Raw genomic sequence first — 22,315 nt, forward strand, 5'->3', positions numbered from 1 at the left:
CACGTGACGCATGGCGCGCAAGGCGGCAGCCGCTTCGCCGTCGATGGCCGACAGCGCGACGCCCGCCTCCGCCGCCGCTTCGACACGCGCTTCGACGTGCCGCCGCGCCGTTGCCGCGATCGACACCTGCGCCTGGCCGTCCTCGCCGGTCTGCACCGACCAGTCCACGGCAAGTGCCGCGCGCTCGACGCCCGTCGCACGTTCGGCCTCCGCGAGCACGGCCGGCTCCAGCACGCCGTGCGGGTCGCTGCCGGCGCCCGCGGGCAAGGGTTCACGCGCTTCCATCAGACGCGCCAGCGGCACCTGCGTGGTGACCGTGGCCGACGCGGGCAAACCCATCGCGCAACGCAGCGCCCGCCACGCGCCGCCGCTCGGCAAGCACGTGAAGGCCTCGCGCAAGGCCGAGACGATTGCCGCGCGGTCGATGAAATCCCCGTCGATCACCGCGCCCGAGGGCAGCGGCACGAACGCCAGCTGCTCCACGCACACCGCCGCATTCGCCCGCAACCGTTTGCTCATGACCACGAGACGCACGCCGTCCTCGCCTACGTCGATACCCGCCGCATAGCGCCGCGTCACCGTCAACATCGTGCCGCGCAGCGCACTTTCCTTGCCCATGTCCTGCTCCTTCCATTCACTTGCGCGCCCGAACCGTTCGAGCGCCTGAGGTGGAAGAATTGTCGCGAGCAGGGACGACGGCGAACATTCAGCCGAACGGCCAGCGTGCACGATAAGAAGGTGCTTCCGCGCGTGATCGCGCGTATTGTCGAAACAGCAGCGGGCGAGCGTCACGGCCGGCGGCGCTGTAAGCGTCCAGAAAAGTCCCGAATGCGGGCGGCTATAATCGCGTCACTGTTTCTGGTGGTGCCATGCAATCCTCTTCCCCGAACAACCCTTCATCCACGCCGCCCGAGGGGCACAAGAAAGCCAGGCGCCCATGGTGGGCGCGGCTGCTGCTGGGCTTCGGCGTCAGCATGTTCGCGCTCGTCGTCTGCGCGGGTCTGGTGCTCGGTTACGCGCTCGTCGTCGCGCTGCCGAACCTGCCCTCGCTCGAAGCCCTGACGGACTACAAGCCCAAGGTGCCGCTGCGCATCTATACGGCGGATCACGTGCTGATCGGCGAATTCGGCGAGGAGCGGCGCCGCGTCGTGCGCATCCAGGATGTGCCCGACTACATGAAGAAAGCCGTGCTCGCCATCGAGGACGCGCGCTTCTACGATCACGGCGGCGTCGATCTCACCGGCATCCTGCGCGCGGGCACGGTCGCGCTGACCAACGGCCATGCCTCGCAGGGCGCGAGCACCATCACCATGCAGGTCGCGCGCAATTTCTTCCTGTCGAGCGAAAAGACCTACACCCGCAAGATCTACGAGATGCTGCTCGCGTACAAGATCGAGCGCGCGCTGACGAAGGATCAGATTCTCGAGGTCTATATGAATCAGATCTATCTCGGGCAGCGCGCCTACGGTTTCGCCAGCGCGGCGCGGGTGTATTTCGGCAAGGACCTGAAGGACGTCTCGCTCGCCGAGGCCGCGATGCTCGCGGGTCTGCCGAAGGCGCCGTCGGCCTACAACCCGGTCGTCAATCCGAAGCGCGCCAAGGTGCGTCAGGAATACATCCTGCAGCGCATGCTGGAGCTGGGCTTCATCACGCGCGACCAGTACGAGCAGGCCATCGCCCAGCCGCTCGTGGTCAAGGGGCAAGGCCGTGAATTCAGCGTGCATGCCGAATACGTCGCGGAAATGGTGCGCCAGATGATGTACGCGCAATACCGCGAGGAAGCCTATACGCGCGGCCTGAATGTCGTGACCACGATCGATTCCGCCGACCAGGACGCCGCCTATCGCGCGGTGCGCCGCGGCCTGATGGACTATGAGCATCGGCACGGCTATCGCGGGCCGGAAGGCTATATCGACCTGCCGGCCAATCCGGACGATCGCGAACAGGCCATCGACGACGCCCTCGCCGAGCATCCGGACAACGGTGAAATTGTCGCGGCGGTGGTGACGTCGGCAAGTCCGAAGGAAGTGAAGGCGAGCTTCCTCGACGGCAACACGGTGACCATCAGCGGCGCCGACCTGCGCTTCGTGCAGTTCGCGCTCAGCACGCGCGCGCAGCCGAACGCGCGCATCCGTCCGGGCGCGATCGTGCGCCTCATGAAGAACGACGACGGCGACTGGACCATCACGCAACTGCCGCAGGTGGAAGGCGCACTGATCTCGATGGTGCCGCAGGACGGCGCGATCCGCGCGCTGGTCGGCGGCTTCGACTTCAACAAGAACAAGTTCAACCACGTGACGCAGGCCTGGCGTCAGCCGGGTTCGAGCTTCAAGCCGTTCATCTATTCGGCCTCGCTCGAAAAGGGCCTGTCGCCCGCGACCATCATCAACGACGGTCCGCTCTTCTTCAGCGCCGCCGAAACCGGCGGCCAGGCGTGGGAGCCGAAAAACTACGGCGGCGGCTTCGACGGCCCGATGACCATGCGCTCGGCATTGCAGCGCTCGAAGAACATGGTGTCGATCCGCATCCTCAATCACATCGGCACGAAGTACGCGCAGAACTACATCACGCGCTTCGGCTTCGACGCCGACCGCAATCCCGCCTATCTGCCGATGGCGCTCGGCGCCGGGCTCGTCACGCCCTTGCAGATGGCCGCCGGCTACGCGGTCTTCGCGAACGGCGGCTATCGCGTGAATCCGTATCTGATCGCGGACATCACGGACCCGTACGGCCGCGTGGTCTCGCACCCGCAGCCGCTCATCGCGCAGCAGAGCGCGCCGCTCGCCATCACGCCGCGCAATGCGTACGTGATGAACAGCCTGTTGCAGAGCGTCGCGCAGCGCGGCACCGGCGCGAAGACGAATCAGCTGAAGCGCACCGATCTTGCCGGCAAGACCGGCACGACCAACGATTCGCGCGACGCCTGGTTCGCCGGCTATCAACGCTCGCTGGTGGCGATCGCGTGGATCGGCTATGACAACCCGCGCAGCCTCGGCGACAAGGAAACCGGCGGCGGCCTCGCGCTGCCGGTCTGGATGGACTACATGGGCCGTGCGTTGAAGGGCGTGCCCGAGTACAAGCCGATGATGCCGCCCGATGTCACGTCGCTCGGCGGCGAACTGTACTTCGACGACATGACGCCGGGCCACGGCTTTATCGCGACGGTTGGCGTGAGCCAGGCGCCGCCGCAGGACGGCGTGTCCGGCGTGACTGCGCCCGCGCCCGAAGTGGGCGAGCAGGAGAAGCAGGACATCATGAATCTGTTCAAGGGGCAATAGAGGCAGCAGGCGCGCCCTTTCAATCGATGAAGCGAGCGGATCGCACGACCCGCTCGCTTTTTTATGCCTTGAAGCGGACGGGTTCGCCGGCTTGCTCGGTCGAATACTTGCTCAGGGTCTCGAAGAATTCACTGTTGTCGCGGGTGTCGCGCCACGCGCCATCGACGTATTTGTAGTGAAAGCCGCCCGCTTTCGCAGCGAGCCAGATCTCGTGTTTCGGCGGCTGCAAATTGACGATGACCTTCGTGCGGTTCTCGAATTCGAGCGTCAGCACATTGCCGCTGCGTTCGAATTCGATGTCGGCGTCGGCCTCGTCCACTGCGCGCTCGATGGCGCTCAGCGCGGCCTCCGCCAAGGTCAGGTATTCCTGGTCTGTCATGCTAAACTCCGGCGATTAATCGTATAGGGACGGTCATGCGAGTCGTATTCAGGATGAGCGCGATTGTAGCGGCTTTGAGCATGAGCGCCGCTGCCACATTGGCGCTCGGCGGGTGTGGTCAACGCGGTCCGCTGTATCTGCCAACCGTGCCGCCGCTGCCGCAACGTCCCGGCGATCTCCAGAATACCCCGCCTTCGGACACGACTCCGGACAGTGAAAGCGCAGCGCGTCGCGGCACCGTGCCGGACACGTCGGGCGAGCCGCTCTCGCTCTCGCCCGAAACGGATCTGAAGTCCGGCGGCAGCAACGCTGCCTCGGCGCCGAAAGCCGCATCGTCCGCTTACTGAACACCCGCCTGAAACACGCGCCATTCGGCTTCGGGCGCATTTTCGATTCCACGCATGAGTGATTCCGCATTCCATTACGTCGACGGCGTGTTGCACGCCGAAGGCGTCTCAGCCGCGTCGCTCGCGGAACAGTTCGGCACGCCGCTGTATGTCTATTCGCGCGACGCACTGACGCAAGCCTATCGCGCCTACGCCGATGCCTGCGCGGGACGCAACGCAACGGTCCACGTCGCCGTGAAGGCCAACAGCAATCTCGCCGTGTTGAACGTGTTCGCGCGCATGGGCGCGGGCTTCGACATCGTGTCGTCGGGCGAGCTCGCGCGCGTGATCGCGGCAGGCGGCCGCGCGGAGCACACCGTGTTTTCGGGCGTCGGCAAATCGGCGGCGGAGATGCGCGAAGGGCTGGAAGCCGGCGTGAAGTGCTTCAACGTCGAATCGATTCCCGAACTGCATGCGCTGAACGAAGTGGCGAAGTCGCTCGGCAAGAAGGCGCCGGTGTCGCTGCGCGTGAATCCGGATGTCGATGCCAAGACGCATCCGTACATCTCCACCGGTCTCAAGTCGAACAAGTTCGGCGTGGCCTTCAGCGACGCCCGCGCGACCTACGCGCAGGCGCAAGCGATGGATCATCTCGATGTCGTCGGCATCGACTGCCATATCGGCTCGCAGATCACCGAGATCAGCCCGTATCTCGACGCGCTCGACAAGCTGCTCGAACTCGTCGGGCAGATCGAAGCCGACGGCATGCGCATCCGCCACATCGACGTCGGCGGCGGCCTCGGCATCACCTACGACGACGAAACCCCGCCGGCCATCGGCGACTTCGTGACGACGCTGCTCGATCACATCGGGAAGCGCGGTCATGGCGCCCGCGAAGTGTATTTCGAACCGGGGCGCTCGCTCGTCGGCAATGCCGGCGTGCTGCTCACGCGGGTCGAATATCTGAAGCCGGGCGAGGAAAAGAACTTCGCCATCGTCGACGCCGCCATGAACGATCTCGCGCGCCCCGCCATGTACGAGGCGTTTCACCGCATCGTGCCGGTCGTGAAGCGCGACGCCGCCGCGCAGACCTACGACGTCGTCGGTCCGGTCTGCGAAAGCGGCGACTGGCTCGGGCGCGACCGCGAACTGGCGCTCGTGCCGGGCGACCTGCTCGCGATCTGCTCGGCGGGTGCGTATGGCTTCGTGATGAGCTCGAACTACAACACGCGTCCGCGCGCCGCCGAAATCATGGTCGATGGCGAGCGCGCGCGTCTCGTGCGCGAGCGTGAAGAAGTGGAGCAGTTGTTCGCCGGGGAATCGATTCTTCCGGACTGAAGAGCTCCAAGACCCGATGAAAAAAGCGATGCCTCGGCATCGCTTTTTTCATGCGCGCCGGTAACGCGTCCGGAGCGACGCGATCACGCGCCAGCCCAGCAGCACGATCACGATCGCGCCATAGATCTTCGGCAATTCGAGGTCGTGCTTGCCCGCCTTCATCCACCAGAAATGCAGGATGGCGAGCGTGGCGACCAGATAGATGATCCGGTGCAGTGCCTGCCAGCGCCGCCCGAGCTTGCGCACCATCGCTTTCGGCGACGTCACCGCGAGCGGGATCAACAGCACGAACGCTGCGAATCCCACCGTGATGAACGGCCGCTTGCCGATGTCCTTCAGCATCTCGGCGACATCGAACCATTTGTCGAACCAGATGTACGTCGTGAAGTGCAGCACGGCAAAGAAGAACGCGTACAGCCCGATCATGCGCCGGAAACGCAGCAGCGCCGCGACGCCGGTGAGCCGCCGCAGCGGCGTGACCGCCAGCGTGATGCACAGATACACGAGCGTCCAGAGTCCGGTCGAACGCGTGATGAATTCGATCGGATTCGCGCCCAGTCCGCCGGTCACGCCGAGCAGGATCAGGCGCGCCAGCGGAAACAGCATCGCGACGAACACCACGACCTTGACCGGCACGATCCATCTCGGACCGGCCGCGGCGCGCGTGCTCTTGATCTGGGAAGCCGACGACATCGTTCAGAAGTTCTTCTTCAGGTCCATGCCCGTGTACAGCGAGGCGACCTGATCGCCGTAGCCGTTGAACATGAGCGTCTTGCGCTTCGGCGTGAAGAACCCGTCTTCGCCGATGCGCCGCTCGGTGGCCTGGCTCCAGCGCGGATGATCGACGTTCGGATTCACGTTCGAGTAGAAGCCATATTCGCTCGATGCGTAAAGATTCCAGCTCGTGGGCGGCTGCTTCTCGACGAAGCGGATTTTCACCAGCGACTTCGCACTCTTGAAGCCGTACTTCCACGGCACGACCACGCGCACCGGCGCGCCGTTCTGGTTCGGCAAGACCTGTCCATACAGGCCGACGGTCAGCAGGGTGAGCGGGTTCATCGCCTCGTCCATGCGCAGGCCCTCGGAGTAGGGCCATTCGAGGATCGGCGTCGAGAGGCCCGGCATCTGCGACGGATCCGCCAGCGTGATGAACTGCACGTACTTCGCGTTGCCCGTCGGCTCGGCGCGCTTGATGAGTTCCGAGAGCGACACGCCGATCCACGGAATCACCATCGACCAGCCTTCGACGCAGCGCAGCCGGTACACGCGCTCTTCGAGCGGCGCGAGCTTGAGCAGGTCATCGATGTCGTACACCTTCGGGTTCTTGATCGCCCCCTCCACCGACACCTTCCACGGCCGCGGACGCAGCGTGCCCGCATGTTCGGCGGGATCGCCCTTGTCGGTGCCGAACTCGTAGAAGTTGTTGTAGCTCGTGATGTCCTTGAACGGGGTGGCCTTGTCGAGCGCGACGAACTTCGGATTGGTCGTCGCGGCGAGCTTCTGGCCGCGCGCATCGGGCGATGTGAGCGTCGCGTGCGCGGTGCTGCTCATGCCACTCATGCCGGCGAGGCCCGTCGCGGCGAATGCGCCGATCGAGCGCAGCGCGCGCCGCCGGTTCTCGAACACCGCTTGCGGCGTGATTTCATGCCGCGCGATGTCGTCGCCATAAAGACTGCGGTTTCGTTTGATCCACATCCCGATTGCTCCTGAACGGCCGCGCAGACATCGCAGCCCATGCATTCATATACGGTGAAACAGCAGTTTGGATGCCCGTATTCCAGCGTCGCATAAAAAAACCGCCAGCGAAATGCATGGCGGTTTTCTTCTCGCTTCACGGCCCGACGGATCAGAGCTTGCCGTAGCTGTGCAGGCCGGACAGGAACATGTTCACGCCGAGGAACGCGAACGTCGTGACGACCAGACCCGTCAGCGCCCACCATGCGGCGGCGGCGCCGCGCAGGCCCTTCATCAGGCGCATGTGCAGCCAGGCCGCGTAGTTCAGCCAGACGATCAGCGCCCAGGTTTCCTTCGGATCCCAGCTCCAGTAGCCGCCCCAGGCTTCCGCGGCCCACAGCGCGCCGAGAATCGTCGCGATGGTGAAGAACGCGAAGCCGACGGCGATCGACTTGTACATCACGTCGTCGAGCACTTCGAGCGGCGGCAGGCGGTCCGCCAGGAAGCCGCGCTGCTTGGCGAGATAGGCCACCGAGACCATCGCCGACAGCGCGAAGCTGCCGTAGCCGATGAAGTTCGCCGGCACGTGGATCTTCATCCACCAGCTTTGCAGCGCGGGCACGAGCGGCTGGATCTGCTGCGCGTCGCGGGCGATCGAATACCACATCAGGAAGCCCACCGCCGCGCTGATCACGAGCAGCACGAATGCGCCCATTTGCCGCGTCGAATAATGCTGCTCGTAGTAGAGATAGAACAGCGCCGTGATCAGGCAGAACAGCACGAACACTTCGTACAGGTTCGAGATGGGAATATGACCGACATCCGTGCCAATCAGGTACGACTCGTACCAGCGCACCATCAGCCCGGTGAAGCCCATCAGCACCGCGAACCAGGTCATGCGCGAACCGATCGCGCCGCCCGTCTGCGAGCGCGTCACGAGGCCGATCCAGTAGAACAGCGTCGCCAGCACGAACAGTGCGCTCATCCACAGGATCGCCGACTGGCTCGACAGGAAATACTTGAGGAAGAAGTTGGTGTCGGCGCGCGCGAGATCGTGCTGGTAGAGCTGGATCGAGAACAGCGCCAGCACGGCGATCATCGCGATCAGCAGTCGCACCGGTTTCCAGCGCCAGCCGAGCGTAACGAAGGTCGGCACGGCGGCCACCAGCACCGCCATGTCATACACGTCCATGTGCGCGTGATAGCGGTTCAGCGCGAAACCCGCGCCCGCGACCATGGCGAGCGCAAACAGCCAGTCGATGACGGTGAGCCTGCGGAGAAACGGGCGATCGTCGAAAGCGGCGACGTCGGGGAGACCCGAAGCCGGACGATCGGTCTTGAGAGGAGCGTGGGAGGAAGACTGTGTGAGGTCCATGATCTTACCGTGTTGAAACTTCCGAGCTCGATGTCTCGGATTGCGAATGCCCGGACGCATCCGATGGCGGGGCCGCGTCAGCCGGCGCGGCGGGTTGGGCGTCGAGCGCTGCGGCAATGCGCGCGCGGGTGCGCACGAATTCCTTCTCGAAATCGAACGTGCGGCGCGCCGTGGACATCGCCATCAGCACGCTGGCGCCGCCCTGGCCTGAGTCTTTGAGCCAGAACCACAGGCGCCGTTCGCGCACGTAAAACATCGAGAAAATGCCGACTACCAGCAGAAGGCTGCCAAGATACACCAGATTTTTACCCGGCGCGCGCGTCAACTGGAATACCGAAGCTTGCACCTGCTTGAAGGTGTCCAGTTGCAGGAAGACCGGAGAACCGTACAGAAAGCTGTCGGAAAGCGCATTGATCGACGACTGTATGAATGCGCTGTTCTTCTCGTCTACCTTGGCGGCCGGTTCACCGTTCTGCTCGCGGGAGATCTGCCAGACGTCCCACATCGCGCCTTCGAGCATGCGCATCAGCAGGCCCGCGGCTTTCTCTTGTTCAGCCTTCGGCACCGATTTGTCGATGAAGCCCGCGATGCTCTGGAAACCGCCAACCATCTGCGGATTCGGAGCAGCCTTGCCGGATTCATCCGCACCCGCGAACAGGTTCAGCACGCGAATCGCGCTTTCCTCGAGATGCTTCTGCAACTCGACATTTTCCTGCGGCACCGAACGCTGTGCGAAACGGTGCGCCGCCTCGGTGCGCGTCGCCGGATTCGCGAGCGCCGCGCGCAAGTCCATCCATTGCTTGACGGTGCCCTGCTCGTCGGCGGGAATGCGCAGGTAGCGGAACGGATCGTTCGGGCTCAGGCGCATGCCGGCAAGAAACATCTGCTGGCCGCTGACATCGACCGGCAGCATGTAGTTGCTGTACTCGCGCGCCTGGCCATCCGTGCCGCGCACCTTGTACTGCACCGACGGACCGATGTTGCGCAGGTCGGTCGGCCGGGACGTCTTCGCGCCGGAGCCCAGGCGTTCGTCGAAGGCATCGCGCAGCGTTTCCTTCTTGCCGACACCGCGCGCGTCAGGTGCGCCGTTGCCGTCCGTCATGTTCTCGACGTTGATGGCGCGGAAATCCGTGAACTCGACCGTTTCACCCTGCGCGCCCTTGAACTGCGTGCCGATGGGCGCCGTGCCGCCGATCGTGCCCGTGAACGGCTCGGTCTTCGCGCTGCTGCCGGTCATCGGCCACGCGGTCATGTCGAGCTTCGAGCCGCCGTCCTGGAAGCTCGACTGGTAGATCGAGATGCCGTCGTAGGTGAAGGGCTTGTTCACCTCGACGCGCGCCGGGATGCGCTTGCCCGTCTTGTGATCGATCACGACGATGTCGCTCGCGAACAGCTTCGGCATGCCGGTCGAGTAGTAATCGACGATGAACTTGTTCAGCTGGATGGAGAACGGCAGGTCCTGGATGACCGAGCCTTCCGGCTGGTTCAGGATGGCCGTGCCGACATACTGCCCTTCCGGCACCCACGCGTAGCCGCGGAAGGTCGGGTTCGACGTGGACAGGCGATGTTCGGGGGGAATGTCGTTGATGACTGCGTTGCTGTTGATCGGCGACTTGTTGAACATCCACATCTGCAGGCGGATGGGCAGGTTGCTGTCGAGCAGGCCGCCGAGGCAGATCACCACGATCGCGAGGTGCGCTGAAATGTAGCCGATCTTCGTCATCGCGCCGCGCTTGCCCGCGATGAGCGTGGCGCCCGTGTCGGTCTGGCGCGTGACGGTGCGGTAGCCCATCTTCGCCGCGAGGCGTTCGAGCGTGGCCGCCGTGTGCACGCGATCCGCCCGCACCGTGAATTCGCCCTTGTGATGGAACGCGCGCAGGCCGCCTTCGTGCACGCGGTCCTTCCAGCTCTTGATGTCCGCGATCATCTTCGGGCCGTTGCGGATCACGCACAGCGACACCGAGATCACGAGGAAGATCAGGATCAGCATGAACCACCATGCGCTGTACACGGTATAGATGCTGAGGCCGCGGAAGATGTCCGCCCAGAACGGGCCGAACTGATTGACGTAGTTGGGATACGGGTCGTCCTGCGTGAGCACCGTGCCGATGATGCTCGCAATGGCCAGGATGACCAGCAAGGCGATGGCGAAGCGCATCGAACTCACGAGTTCGACGAAATGCCTGACGGCGCGGCGACTCGACTTCGACTGCATTCCCGATGTGGTGACGCTCATTCAAACTCCGGCTGGACAGCAAAAAAGGGTGGAGACGCTGACGGTCTGTCAGACCGACGTCCCACCCTTTTTCTTGTTTTCGCGCCGGTCTTCTCGGACGTGTCCGGGACCGGCTTCGTAGTATGGGCGATTCCCGTGTTGCGCGCTGGGAACCGCTGGACGCTGACTGCTGCGCGTTCAGTGGCGATCGCGTCTCGCGATCAATGCAATCCGGCGATGTAGTCCGCCACCGCCTTCATCTCCGCTTCATTCAGGCGCGAGGAGATCTGATGCATGGGCTCGCTGTTGTTGCGTTGTCCCGATGCGAACGCGTTCAACTGCGCGACCGTGTAATCGCCCCACTGCCACGACAGCCGCGGATACTGCACCGGAATGCCCATGCCCGTGGCGCCATGACACGCGGCGCAGGCCGGTACGCCCTTGTCCGCAATGCCGCCGCGATAGATCTTCTGACCCAGCGCGACGTCGTTCTTGTCGCGAGCGTAATTGGGCTTGGCCTTCTGTTGCGAGAAGTAGGCTGCGACGTTCAACATGTCCTGATCCGACAGCGCGCCTGCAATGCCTGCCATGATCGGGTTGTTACGCGCCGGCGCCTTCGCGCCCGGCTGCGTCTTGTAATCCTTCAACTGCTTGACGATGTACTCGGCGTGCTGCCCCGCGAGCTTCGGGAACGCCGCGCCGGCGCTGTTGCCGTCAGCTCCGTGACATGCCGCGCACACCTGCGTGGCGATGGCCTGCCCCCTCGTGACATCCGGCTTGGCCGGCTGCGCGGGCTCCGCCGCGTTCACTGACATCGATACCGCCAGACCACTCAAACCTGCACCGAAAGCCGCCGCTGCCCGAATCACCACCAGAGACCTGTACAGTCGGTTCATTCGCGTACCCTGTTTTTCGTCTTGTGAGAATGTGAGGTTCTGCAAAAAACGACGGCGATCAATGGTCGCCGCAAGAGTCCCGAACTCGCCGAACGATGAGGCGCCAGAACGCCTCCAGTGTGTCTCGCTCCGATCCCATGAAAGCTGTGGGTGCCGCTTGCGGCTTGGGTCTTGCGTGCCCGTGCTGATCTTCAAAAATCCGTCGTATTGTACAATAACCCGCTGCACGCAAAGACGCCAGTCGGGGCATGCCCAGTATTTGCCGGGTTCTCAAGGCTTTGGTTTTCGCAGCTTCTTCGATGGAACCCGCCCATGTCATTCCTGCTTCACCAATCCCGCTTCTTTACCACCGTCAATCATCTGCGCGATCTGCCGCCCACGCCGCAGCCTGAAATCGCGTTCGGCGGACGCTCGAACGCCGGTAAATCGACGGCCATCAACATCCTGTGCAACCAGAAGCGGCTCGCCTTCGCGAGCAAGACCCCAGGGCGCACGCAGCATATCAACTACTTCGCCATCGGGCCGCAGGCCGAGCCGGTCGCCTATCTGGTCGATCTCCCCGGCTACGGCTATGCCGAAGTGCCCGGCGCCGCGAAGGAACACTGGCAACGCCTGCTTTCCACCTATCTGCAAAGCCGCGCGCAGCTGCGCGGCATGATCCTGATGATGGACTCGCGCCGTCCGCTGACCGAGCTGGACCGCATCATGATCGACTGGTTTGCACCCACTGGAAAGCCGATCCACGCCCTGCTCACGAAATGCGACAAATTGACGCGACAGGAGATGACCAATACGCTGCGCGCCACCAAGAAGGCGTTTGCGGAGTATCGGGACGCGGGCTATCGCGGCGAGTTGAGCGTCCAGCTTTTCTCCGCGCTCAAGCGCACCGGCCTCGATGAAGCGCATGAACTGATCGAAAGCTGGCTGATGCCCGATGAAGCGGGTGAGAACGCGCAGGACAGCACCCCTGAATGATGGAACGGGCGCCGCCCGAACATAAAAAAACCCGCCGCATGACGGCGGGTTAACAGCCTGATCGAATCTCGACAGGCGCCCGCTCAGGGAGGAGAAGCGGGGAGTCCAGCGACAAGCGCCTCGCTCGATCGGTATGATATACCATTGACCGGCAACGGTTTCAGACGTGCCCAAGTGCTTGTTTGACAAGGATTTACACGTTTTCGAAGCCGCTTTTTGGCATCCTCTGCAGATCACTCACTCGAGTCAAGACATGAGCTTCTATCCCCATCATCGCCCGCGCCGCATGCGCCGCGATGACTTCTCGCGCCGCATGATGCGCGAGAACATCCTCACCACGAACGACCTCATCTATCCCGTATTCATCGTCGAAGGCGCGAACGAGCGTCAGGCCGTGCCGTCGATGCCCGGCGTTGAACGCACATCCGTCGATCTGCTGATGAAGGTCGCGGAGCAATGCGTCGAACTGGGCGTGCCGGTGCTGTCGCTGTTTCCGGCGATCGAGCCATCGCTCAAGACGCCCGACGGCCGCGAGGCCACCAATCCCCAAGGCCTGATCCCGCGCGCCGTCCGTGAACTGAAGAAGAACTTCCCGATGCTCGGCGTGCTCACCGACGTCGCGCTGGACCCGTACACGAGCCACGGCCAGGACGGCGTGCTCGACGAAGAAGGCTATGTGAAGAACGACGAGACCAGCGAGATTCTCGTCGAGCAGGCGCGCACGCAGGCTGAGGCAGGCGTGGACATCGTGGCGCCGTCGGACATGATGGACGGCCGCATCGGCGCGATTCGCGAGATGCTCGAAAGCGATGGCCACATTCACACGCGCATCATGGCCTACGCCGCGAAGTACGCGTCGGCGTTCTATGGTCCGTTCCGCGACGCGGTGGGCTCCGCCGCGAATCTCGGCAAGAGCAACAAGATGACGTATCAGATGGATCCGGCCAACACCGACGAAGCCATGCGCGAAGTGCGCATGGACATCGAGGAAGGCGCGGACATGGTGATGGTCAAGCCGGGCATGCCGTATCTGGATATCGTGCGTCGCGTGAAAGACGAGTTCCGCTTCCCGACGTATGCGTATCAGGTGAGCGGCGAGTACGCGATGATCAAGGCCGCCGCGCAGAACGGCTGGATCGATCACGACAAGGTCATGATGGAAGCGCTGCTCGCGTTCAAGCGCGCCGGCGCCGATGGCGTGCTGACCTACTTCGCGCTCGATGCTGCGAGGATTCTGCGGGCGTCGAAGTAACGCCGTGCTGACGCGATGAAAGAAGGGCGATGCTTGATGGCATCGCCCTTCTTTTTTATCCGTTCGCCGGACCGAGCTTGTCGAGGCTCTTCAGGAACGTGTCCGCCGATTCGTAGCCCACTACACGCGCGACTTCGTTGCCTTGTGCGTCGAAGAAGATGATGCCCGGCGGGCCGAACAAGCCGAAGCGCTTGAGCAAGGTCTGATCGTCGGCGTTGTTGGCGGTCACGTCGGCCCGCAGCAGGTTGAGTTGTGCGAGGCGCGCCTGCACGCGGGCATCGGAGAAGGTCAGCTTCTCCATTTCCTTGCAGGACACGCACCAATCGGCATAGAAATCGAGCATGGCAGGCCGCGCCGCCGCTTTCACTGCCGTATCCAGTTGCGCCGACGAACGCACGGGCGCGAAGATCGGTCCCGGCGTTTGCGCGCTCGTGGCGGCGGAAGCGTCGCCGCGCGCGGCCAGTATGGCGAGCGGGCGCAGCGGATCGGTCGAACCGGCGGCGAGGCCGACGATCAACGTCGCTGCCCAGATCGCCAACGCTGCGCCCAGGCCGCGTCCAAGCCGCTTCCAGATGCCGGACGGGACATTGCCGCCCGGTGAGAACAGTCCAAGCGCCGCCGCGGCGATCAACAGCCACAGCGCGGCCAGCAACATCTGCACGGCACCGCCGAGCACCGGCCAGACGATCCACAGCGCAGCCGCCAGCAGCACGACGCCGAAGAACACCTTCACGCCGTCCATCCAGACGCCGGCGCGCGGCAGGATCGAACCCGCGCCGAGCCCGATGACGAGCAAGGGCACGCCGAGCCCGATGCCCATCGCGAACAGCGCCGCGCCGCCGAGCAGCGCGTTGCCCGTATGCGCGATGAAGGCGAGCACGGCGAACAGCGGCGCCGTCATGCACGCGCCGACGACCAGCGCGGACAGCGCGCCCATCACGGCCACGGCTGCGAACTTGCCGCCGCTGCGCTTCTGCGACGCCTGGTTCACGCCGCTCTGCCAGCGTTCGGGCAGCGCGATGTCCATTCCGGAGATGAGCGCCAATGCAAATGCTGCGAGCAGCACACCGAACGCGCCGAGCACCCACGGATTCTGCAGCCACGCACCCAGACTCTGACCGACCAGCGCGGCCGCGATGCCGAGCACGGTATAGACGAGCGCCATGCCGATCACATACGACACCGACAGCGCGAAGCCGCGTCCCCGCGTCACGCGCGCGCCCTCGCCGACAATGATGGCCGAGAGAATCGGGATCATCGGATACGAGCACGGCAGGAGGCTCAGCACCATGCCCGCCAGGAAGTACAAGCCAACGACCGTGAAAAAGCCACCGCCCTCCAGCATCGACTGCGCATAGTCGGCGCTCGTCGCGCGTTCGAACCAGGAGGTGTGGGTGTCCGTGGACGGTGCGTTGGCGGTTGCGGCCGGCTGGAGCGCTTCGCCTTTCACGCGATACGTTTTCTCCATCGGCGGATAGCAGATGCCCTGGTCCGCGCATCCCTGCGAGGTCACCGCGAGCTCGAATGGCCCTTTCGCCTGCGTGACGGGAATGCGGATCGACAGCTCGCCGCGATACGTCTCGACGTCCTTGTTGAACGTCTGGTCGAAGTGGACTTTTCCAGGCGGGAGTTGCGCAGTGCCGATCGTCGCGTCGCCGCTCTTCACGGCGAACGCGAACCGCTCGCGGTACATGTAGTAGCCGTCCGCGATCTTGTAGCGCACGTCGACCTCACCGGGCTTCTCGGAAGCGCTGAACTTGAAGGCGACGGAGGGATCGAGGAAGTCGTCAGCGGCGTGAGCACCTGCCGACAGCAGCACGAACGCGGTGAGAAGCATGAACGCGGCGAGGATCCGGCGCGCGACGAAACGAGGAAGCTCAAACATGAATAGGGCGCTGCGTTTCTGCGTTGACCCATCGGCCATAATCCGGCGATGCATCGACCTGCCAGACCAGGATTTCGGGTGTTTCATAAGGATGATGGGCGCTCACGAAGCGCTGCAGATCATCTGCCCGCGCGACGCTCGTCTTGAACAGCAACTGAACCTCATGCGCGGTTTCCAGCGCATTCTTCCAGTGATAGTGCGAGACCACGACGCCGAGATTCGTTACGCACGCTGCGAGACGCGCCCCAAGTACTGCTTGCGCCAGCGTGTCCGCGGCGGCGGCATCGGGCAGCGTCGACAGCATCAAGACAACGGGAACGTTCACTCGGCGACTCCAGGACGGCGGCGCGGCATCTTGCGTATCGTAGCATCGGGAGGAAAGGCTCACCTCGAACGTCCGGCGCGCCGAAAAGCCGCAGCCGGGACGAACCAGCCGGGGGGAAGCAGCCGAAAAGCAAAAAGGCCAAGCTGCGAGCCTGGCCTTTTCGTGTGACTACGTGCTGCAGCGAAACTTACTCCGCTTCTTGCACGTCGTCCGCTTCTTCGACTTCCGGACGATCCATCAGCTGGACCAGTGCCATCGGTGCGTTGTCGCCGACGCGGAAACCGAACTTCAGGATGCTAAGGTAGCCGCCCGGACGGTTTGCGTAGCGCGGACCGAGGACGTCGAACAGCTTCGTGACCGAATCGCGATCGCGCAGGCGGTTGAACGCCAGGCGACGGTTCGCGAGCGACGGCTTCTTGCCCAGCGTGATGAGGGGCTCGACGACCTTGCGCAGTTCCTTGGCCTTCGGGAGCGTCGTCTTGATGACTTCGTGCTCGATGAGCGAGTTCGACATATTGCGGAGCATTGCCAGACGATGGCTGCTCGTGCGGTTCAGTTTCCGCAGACCATGCTTATGACGCATTTGAGTTCCTTAACGAGTTTAGAGCCAGCTCTTCTATTGCGCCCCGATAGATCGAATGGGGTGCACGGGCCGGTCGGACAAAAAAGCAAGACGCGGATTTTAAAGGAAAATCCGCGTCCTTGCCAGTAACGCTTGAGACTTCGTACTTACTTGTCGAGACCAGCCGGCGGCCAGTTTTCGAGCTTCATGCCGAGCGTCAGACCACGCGAAGCCAGAACTTCCTTGATTTCGTTCAGCGACTTGCGGCCCAGGTTCGGCGTCTTCAGCAGCTCGTTTTCCGTGCGCTGGATCAGGTCGCCGATGTAGTAGATGTTCTCGGCCTTCAGGCAGTTCGCCGAGCGAACCGTGAGTTCGAGGTCGTCCACCGGACGCAGCAGGATCGGATCGATCTGCGGTGCACGCGACGGCGCTTCCGCAGCCGCTTCCGTGCCTTCCAGCGCCGCGAACACCGACAGCTGATCGACCAGAATGCGCGCCGACTGGCGGATCGCTTCTTCCGGCGAGATCACGCCATTGGTTTCGATGTTCATGACGAGCTTGTCGAGGTCGGTACGCTGCTCGACACGCGCGCTTTCCACTGCGTAGCTCACGCGGCGAACCGGCGAGAACGAAGCATCCAGCACGATACGGCCGATGATCTTGGCCGACTCTTCGCCGTAGCGGCGCACGTTGCCCGGCACATAGCCGCGACCTTTCTCGATCTTGATCTGAACGTCGAGCTTGCCGCCCTTCGACAGGTGAGCGATCACGTGCCCGGGATTGATGACCTCGCAGTCGTGCGCGAGCTCGATGTCCCCGGCCGTAACAACGCCTTCGCCTTCCTTGCGCAGCGTTACCGTGACTTCGTCGCGGTTATGCAGCTTGAAGACCACACCCTTCAGGTTCAACAGCAGGTTGACCACATCCTCTTGCACACCGTCGAGCGTCGAGTATTCGTGCACGACGCCTGCGATCGTCACTTCGGTCGGCGCGTAGCCGATCATCGACGACAGCAGCACACGCCGAAGCGCATTACCCAAGGTGTGGCCATAGCCGCGTTCGAACGGCTCCATAACCACTTTCGCGTGGTTCTCACCAAGCGATTCAACTGCAATGATCTTGGGCTTCAACAAACTGGTTTGCATAGGTTTTCCTTTTCAATACCCTCGGCTCGTTACACCGATAAGGCTGACCGGTGACAACCTGAAAATAAACAGCCGAGGCCACCTCTTGCCACGAGCAATCAGGCTCCCCGGCTCTCCATCCGTTACCGCCGCGATTAACGCGAATACAATTCGACGATCAGGCTTTCGTTGATGTCACCGGCGATGTCGCTACGCTCGGGCATCGACTTGAACGTGCCTTCGAACTTCTTTGCATCGACCGAGACCCAGCTCGCCATGCCGCCTTGCTCTGCCAGCGACAGGGCTTCGACGATGCGAGCCTGCTTGCGCGACTGTTCGCGCACGGACACGACGTCGCCCGACTTCACTTGCAGCGACGGGATGTTCGCGACCTGGCCGTTCACCATGATCGACTTGTGGCTGACCAGCTGACGTGCTTCTGCGCGCGTCGAGCCGAAGCCCATGCGATACACCACGTTGTCGAGACGCGACTCGAGCAACTGCAGCAGGTTTTCGCCCGTCGGGCCCTTGCGGCGGTCGGCTTCAGCGAAGTAGCGGCGGAACTGACGTTCCAGCACGCCGTAGATACGCTTCACTTTCTGCTTTTCGCGCAACTGGGTGCCGTAGTCGGACGTACGTGCGCCCGAGGTGCGGCCGTGCTGGCCGGGCTTGCTGTCGAGCTTGCACTTGTCGGCGAGCGAACGGCGTGCGCTCTTCAGGAACAGATCGGTGCCTTCACGGCGGGAGAGCTTGGCTTTGGGACCGGTATAGCGTGCCACTTTGCATCCTTAAAATTTGATCACGCAGATGTCACTGCAACGTCCATCTGCGCTAGTCCGAACCCTTTGGGTCGAACGGTGGGCTTAGTCAAACTTCATAACGCACGAAACCCGCCGATACTCGCGCATCGACAGGAAACATGCGGTCTCGTCGTCGACTTAGATACGACGGCGCTTCGGCGGACGGCAACCGTTGTGCGGGACCGGCGTCACGTCGGAGATCGCGGTGATCTTGATGCCAAGACCATGCAACGCGCGCACCGCCGATTCACGGCCAGGACCAGGGCCCTTGATCCGCACTTCGAGGTTCTTCACGCCGTATTCCATTGCCACACGGCCTGCCGATTCGGCTGCGACCTGGGCTGCAAACGGGGTCGACTTGCGCGAACCCTTGAAGCCCTGACCACCGGAGGTTGCCCATGCAAGCGCATTACCTTGACGGTCGGTGATCGTGATAATGGTGTTGTTGAACGACGCGTGAACGTGAACCACGCCCTCGGCGACGTTCTTCTTGACCTTCTTGCGAACGCGTTGCGCCGCGGAGTTGTTCGAAGCCTTAGCCATTACGTTTTCCTGTAACTGTCAGTTCCGCTTACTTCTTCAGCGATTGCGCTGCACGACGCGGACCCTTGCGGGTACGGGCATTCGTGCGCGTACGCTGGCCACGCAGGGGCAGACCCTTGCGATGGCGCATGCCGCGGTAGCAACCCAAGTCCATCAGGCGCTTGATGTTCATCGTCACTTCACGGCGGAGGTCGCCTTCGACGATGAACTTGCCCACTTCGTCACGCAGCTTTTCGAGGTCTGCGTCAGTGAGGTCCTTGACCTTCTTCGAAAATTCAACACCAGCGGCGGTGCAGATGCCGCGCGAACGCGTGCGACCGATGCCGAAGATTGCCGTCAGGCCGATCTCGGTATGCTGGTGATTCGGGATGTTAACCCCTGCGATACGAGCCATTGTTTTTCCTCAAACAAAAAGCGCAAGCAAAAGCGCGGCGTTCAGCCTTGACGCTGTTTGTGGCGCGGATCAGAGCTGCAAATCACGCGCACAACGCCCTTGCGCTTGATGATCTTGCAATTGCGGCAAATGCGCTTAACCGATGCCATCACTTTCATGATATTACCCTTTTTTCAAATCACTTCGCCCGGAACACGATCCGCGCACGAGACAGATCGTAAGGCGTCAATTCAACCGTAACCTTGTCGCCCGGCAGGATGCGGATGTAGTGCATCCGCATCTTTCCGGAAATATGACCCAGGACGACATGGCCATTTTCCAATTTCACCCGGAAAGTAGCGTTGGGAAGGTTTTCGATGACCTCACCCTGCATCTGGATAACATCGTCTTTGGCCATGGTCCTAATCAACGCATCGGGACGTTGCCACCCTTGAAGTTGGCCTTCTTGAGCAGCGATTCATATTGTTGCGACATAACGTACGACTGCACCTGAGCCATGAAGTCCATCGTGACGACGACAATGATCAGCAGCGACGTTCCACCAAAATAAAACGGCACGTTCCAGCGCAACACCAGAAACTCAGGCAGCAGGCACACGAATACGATGTAGATCGCCCCCGCCAGCGTCAGACGCGTGAGGATGCGGTCGATATATCGTGCAGTCTGATCGCCCGGACGGATACCCGGAACGAAAGCACCGCTCTTCTTCAAGTTGTCGGCGGTCTCCCGGCTGTTGAACACCAGTGCGGTGTAGAAGAAGCAGAAGAAGACGATCGCCAACGCATACAGCAGCACGTACACAGGCTGACCAGGCTTCAGGGCCTCGGCCACGTTGTGCAGCGTGTTCGCGAACCAGTTGGTGCGCGAACCCGAACTGAACCAGTTCAGGATGGTTGCCGGGAAGAGGATGATCGACGACGCGAAGATCGGCGGAATCACACCCGACATGTTCAACTTCAGCGGCAGATGAGACGACTGTCCGCCGTAAATCTTGTTACCGACCTGGCGCTTCGCATAGTTCACGAGGATCTTGCGCTGACCGCGTTCAATGAACACGACCAGATACGTGACCGCCGCGATCAGCACGACGATGATGATCGCCGAGATGATGCTCATCGAACCGGTGCGAACCAGCTCGAACAAACCACCGATTGCGTTCGGGAAACCCGCCGCGATACCGCCGAAGATGATGATCGAAATGCCGTTGCCAAGACCGCGTTCCGTGATCTGCTCACCGAGCCACATCAGGAACATCGTGCCCGTCACCAGCGTGACGACCGTCGTCAACCTGAACACCATGCCGGGGTCGAGTACCAGGCCGGGCTGATTTTCCAGCGCAACCGCGATACCGAACGCCTGGAAGGTCGCGAGCACCACGGTGAAGATCCGCGTGTATTGCGTGATCTTCCGTTGCCCCGCCTGCCCTTCCTTCTTCAGCGCCTCCATCTGCGGCGACACGATCGACAGCAACTGCATGATGATCGACGACGAGATGTAGGGCATGATGCCCAACGCAAAGATCGTGAACCGTGAAAGCGCGCCACCCGAAAACATGTTGAACATGCCAAGGATGCCGCCTGACTGGCTTTGGAACAGCTTCGCCAGTTGGTCCGGATCGATGCCGGGAACCGGAATATGCGCACCAATGCGGTAGACGATCAACGCCAGCAGCAGGAACACTGCCCGCCGGCGCAAATCGCCAAATTTCGCCGCGCTTCGACCGGTTTTTGCGAGACTCGGGCTGTTAGCCAAGAACCTTCTCCGATGCTAGTGCTAGTAACGGCGAAAGCGCGTTACTCGGCGAACGAGCCGCCAGCGGCTTCGATTGCAGCGCGGGCGCCCTTCGTTGCCGTCAGGCCCTTCACCGTAACCTTGCGAGTGATCTCGCCGGTCTTGATGATCTTCGCGCTCTTGATGAGCTCGCCGACCAGACCTGCTTGCTTCAGCGCCAGAAGATCGATTTCGTCAACCGGCAGCTTTTCGAGATCGGCCAGGCGCACTTCACCAACGAATTCCTTCGTCAGCGAGGTGAAGCCGCGCTTCGGCAGACGGCGCTGCAGGGGCATCTGACCGCCTTCGAAGCCGACCTTGTGAAAGCCGCCCGAACGCGATTTCTGACCCTTGTGGCCGCGACCTGCAGTCTTGCCCAGGCCCGAACCGATACCGCGACCGACGCGACGCTTTGCGTGCTTCGCGCCTTCTGCCGGCTTCAGGTTATTCAATTCCATGTTCAACTCCTTGGATCCGTAGGTCGCGCTCAGGCGATGACCTTAACGAGGTACGAAACCTTGTTGATCATCCCGCGCACTGCCGGCGTGTCCTGCAACTCGGAAACCGAGTTCAGGCGACGCAGGCCGAGGCCACGCACCGTAGCACGGTGCGTTTCGCGGGTCCCGATCAGGCTCTTCACGAGCTGAACCTTGACAGTTTTTTCAGACATGGTGACCACCTTAGCCCAGAATGTCTTCGACGGACTTACCACGCTTCGCCGCGATATCAGCCGGCGTCGACTGCTTGCGCAGACCGTCCAGCGTGGCACGAACGAGGTTGTACGGGTTCGTCGAACCGTGGCTCTTGGCCACGACGTTTTGCACGCCCATCACGTCGAACACGGCGCGCATCGGGCCGCCGGCGATCACGCCAGTACCATCCTTCGCCGGAGCGAGGAGGACTGCCGAGGCGCCGTGCTTGCCGTGCACTTCGTGTTGCAGCGTGCCGTTCTTCAGGGGCACCTTGAACATGTTGCGGCGGGCTTGTTCCATTGCTTTCTGAACGGCAACCGGAACTTCCTTTGCCTTGCCCTTGCCCATGCCGACGCGGCCATCACCGTCGCCAACCACGGTCAGTGCGGCGAAGCCGAGAATCCGGCCACCCTTCACGACCTTGGTCACGCGGTTGACCGAAATCATCTTTTCGCGCAGGCCGTCGTCGCGTTCGTCAGCCTGAACTTTCGCTTGCATCTTTGCCATGACGA

General features: G+C 62.5%; 25 protein-coding genes. 5 read left to right on the forward strand and 20 right to left on the reverse strand.

Going from position 1 to position 22,315, the window contains the following annotated elements; all coding sequences use genetic code 11:
• A partial coding sequence (gene pilM, locus QCE69_RS13475; RefSeq protein WP_309931148.1) for a pilus assembly protein PilM occupies positions 1-618 on the reverse strand: 618 nt, incomplete at its 3' end.
• Between the two features lie 251 nt (positions 619-869).
• On the opposite strand from pilM, the gene QCE69_RS13480 reads away from it, so the two are divergent.
• Entirely contained in the window at positions 870-3,278 is a 2,409-nt protein-coding gene (locus tag QCE69_RS13480; protein WP_309918815.1) for a penicillin-binding protein 1A, read from the forward strand.
• Positions 3,279-3,339: 61 nt separating this feature from the next.
• Here QCE69_RS13480 and cyaY read toward each other — a convergent pair whose 3' ends face one another.
• On the reverse strand, positions 3,340-3,657 hold the full coding sequence (gene cyaY, locus QCE69_RS13485) for an iron donor protein CyaY (RefSeq protein WP_309931149.1): 318 nt from the start codon (positions 3,655-3,657) through the stop codon (positions 3,340-3,342).
• 35 nt (positions 3,658-3,692) lie between these two features.
• On the opposite strand from cyaY, the gene lptM reads away from it, so the two are divergent.
• Together lptM and lysA are read left to right on the forward strand one after the other, a co-directional pair.
• Positions 3,693-4,004 (forward strand): LPS translocon maturation chaperone LptM, encoded by a 312-nt coding sequence (gene lptM / locus QCE69_RS13490; RefSeq protein ID WP_309810319.1) that lies wholly within the window; start codon positions 3,693-3,695, stop codon positions 4,002-4,004.
• 54 nt (positions 4,005-4,058) lie between these two features.
• On the forward strand, positions 4,059-5,321 hold the full coding sequence (lysA, locus tag QCE69_RS13495; protein WP_309931150.1) for a diaminopimelate decarboxylase: 1,263 nt from the start codon (positions 4,059-4,061) through the stop codon (positions 5,319-5,321).
• 48 nt (positions 5,322-5,369) lie between these two features.
• On the opposite strand, the gene msrQ is transcribed toward lysA, so the two are convergent.
• From msrQ to QCE69_RS13520, 5 genes are all read right to left on the reverse strand, one after another.
• Positions 5,370-6,014, reverse strand: a complete 645-nt coding sequence (gene msrQ / locus QCE69_RS13500; protein WP_309931153.1) for a protein-methionine-sulfoxide reductase heme-binding subunit MsrQ — start codon at positions 6,012-6,014, stop codon at positions 5,370-5,372.
• A 3-nt stretch (positions 6,015-6,017) separates the two neighbouring features.
• Positions 6,018-7,016 (reverse strand): protein-methionine-sulfoxide reductase catalytic subunit MsrP, encoded by a 999-nt coding sequence (gene msrP / locus QCE69_RS13505; protein WP_309810327.1) that lies wholly within the window; start codon positions 7,014-7,016, stop codon positions 6,018-6,020.
• A 151-nt stretch (positions 7,017-7,167) separates the two neighbouring features.
• Positions 7,168-8,370: a c-type cytochrome biogenesis protein CcsB gene (gene ccsB / locus QCE69_RS13510; RefSeq protein ID WP_309918826.1), complete on the reverse strand. Its 1,203-nt coding sequence runs from the start codon at positions 8,368-8,370 to the stop codon at positions 7,168-7,170.
• A 4-nt stretch (positions 8,371-8,374) separates the two neighbouring features.
• The gene (locus QCE69_RS13515; RefSeq protein ID WP_309918829.1) at positions 8,375-10,606 is read right to left on the reverse strand and encodes a cytochrome c biogenesis protein ResB; all 2,232 of its coding nucleotides are present in this window, start codon (positions 10,604-10,606) and stop codon (positions 8,375-8,377) included.
• A gap of 200 nt (positions 10,607-10,806) precedes the next feature.
• Complete coding sequence (locus QCE69_RS13520) at positions 10,807-11,481, reverse strand: c-type cytochrome (protein ID WP_309918832.1); 675 nt, start codon at positions 11,479-11,481, stop codon at positions 10,807-10,809.
• A 312-nt stretch (positions 11,482-11,793) separates the two neighbouring features.
• Here QCE69_RS13520 and yihA point away from each other — a divergent pair, with 312 nt between their 5' ends.
• A complete protein-coding gene (yihA, locus tag QCE69_RS13525; RefSeq protein WP_309931155.1) occupies positions 11,794-12,456 on the forward strand; it encodes a ribosome biogenesis GTP-binding protein YihA/YsxC in 663 nt (220 codons plus the stop codon).
• A gap of 253 nt (positions 12,457-12,709) precedes the next feature.
• Positions 12,710-13,708, forward strand: a complete 999-nt coding sequence (gene hemB, locus QCE69_RS13530) for a porphobilinogen synthase (protein WP_309918840.1) — start codon at positions 12,710-12,712, stop codon at positions 13,706-13,708.
• A gap of 55 nt (positions 13,709-13,763) precedes the next feature.
• Here the strand turns inward: hemB and dsbD are convergent, their stop codons facing one another.
• From dsbD to rpsE, 13 genes are all read right to left on the reverse strand, one after another.
• Positions 13,764-15,593, reverse strand: a complete 1,830-nt coding sequence (gene dsbD, locus QCE69_RS13535; protein WP_309931157.1) for a protein-disulfide reductase DsbD — start codon at positions 15,591-15,593, stop codon at positions 13,764-13,766.
• Complete coding sequence (cutA, locus tag QCE69_RS13540) at positions 15,586-15,918, reverse strand: divalent-cation tolerance protein CutA (RefSeq protein ID WP_309931647.1); 333 nt, start codon at positions 15,916-15,918, stop codon at positions 15,586-15,588. Before cutA ends, dsbD begins: the two co-directional genes overlap by 8 nt.
• Before the next feature lie 187 nt (positions 15,919-16,105).
• Positions 16,106-16,501 (reverse strand): 50S ribosomal protein L17, encoded by a 396-nt coding sequence (rplQ, locus tag QCE69_RS13545; RefSeq protein WP_309903243.1) that lies wholly within the window; start codon positions 16,499-16,501, stop codon positions 16,106-16,108.
• A 146-nt stretch (positions 16,502-16,647) separates the two neighbouring features.
• The gene (locus QCE69_RS13550) at positions 16,648-17,625 is read right to left on the reverse strand and encodes a DNA-directed RNA polymerase subunit alpha (protein ID WP_309903245.1); all 978 of its coding nucleotides are present in this window, start codon (positions 17,623-17,625) and stop codon (positions 16,648-16,650) included.
• A 134-nt stretch (positions 17,626-17,759) separates the two neighbouring features.
• On the reverse strand, positions 17,760-18,383 hold the full coding sequence (rpsD, locus tag QCE69_RS13555; protein ID WP_309810351.1) for a 30S ribosomal protein S4: 624 nt from the start codon (positions 18,381-18,383) through the stop codon (positions 17,760-17,762).
• 159 nt (positions 18,384-18,542) lie between these two features.
• A complete protein-coding gene (gene rpsK, locus QCE69_RS13560; protein ID WP_006052224.1) occupies positions 18,543-18,947 on the reverse strand; it encodes a 30S ribosomal protein S11 in 405 nt (134 codons plus the stop codon).
• A 28-nt stretch (positions 18,948-18,975) separates the two neighbouring features.
• On the reverse strand, positions 18,976-19,341 hold the full coding sequence (rpsM, locus tag QCE69_RS13565; protein WP_008344037.1) for a 30S ribosomal protein S13: 366 nt from the start codon (positions 19,339-19,341) through the stop codon (positions 18,976-18,978).
• Positions 19,342-19,382: 41 nt separating this feature from the next.
• Positions 19,383-19,499, reverse strand: coding sequence for a 50S ribosomal protein L36 (rpmJ, locus tag QCE69_RS13570; protein ID WP_004199844.1), 117 nt, complete (start codon positions 19,497-19,499; stop codon positions 19,383-19,385).
• A 20-nt stretch (positions 19,500-19,519) separates the two neighbouring features.
• On the reverse strand, positions 19,520-19,738 hold the full coding sequence (gene infA / locus QCE69_RS13575) for a translation initiation factor IF-1 (RefSeq protein ID WP_004521905.1): 219 nt from the start codon (positions 19,736-19,738) through the stop codon (positions 19,520-19,522).
• An 8-nt stretch (positions 19,739-19,746) separates the two neighbouring features.
• A complete protein-coding gene (gene secY, locus QCE69_RS13580) occupies positions 19,747-21,093 on the reverse strand; it encodes a preprotein translocase subunit SecY (RefSeq protein WP_309810356.1) in 1,347 nt (448 codons plus the stop codon).
• Positions 21,094-21,134: 41 nt separating this feature from the next.
• On the reverse strand, positions 21,135-21,569 hold the full coding sequence (gene rplO / locus QCE69_RS13585; protein WP_087049863.1) for a 50S ribosomal protein L15: 435 nt from the start codon (positions 21,567-21,569) through the stop codon (positions 21,135-21,137).
• A 29-nt stretch (positions 21,570-21,598) separates the two neighbouring features.
• Positions 21,599-21,781, reverse strand: a complete 183-nt coding sequence (rpmD, locus tag QCE69_RS13590) for a 50S ribosomal protein L30 (RefSeq protein ID WP_050454145.1) — start codon at positions 21,779-21,781, stop codon at positions 21,599-21,601.
• Positions 21,782-21,791: 10 nt separating this feature from the next.
• Entirely contained in the window at positions 21,792-22,310 is a 519-nt protein-coding gene (gene rpsE, locus QCE69_RS13595; RefSeq protein ID WP_061170928.1) for a 30S ribosomal protein S5, read from the reverse strand.
• Positions 22,311-22,315 lie beyond the last annotated feature (5 nt).

The organism is Caballeronia sp. LZ032 (assembly GCF_031451315.1).
GTDB lineage: Bacteria > Pseudomonadota > Gammaproteobacteria > Burkholderiales > Burkholderiaceae > Caballeronia.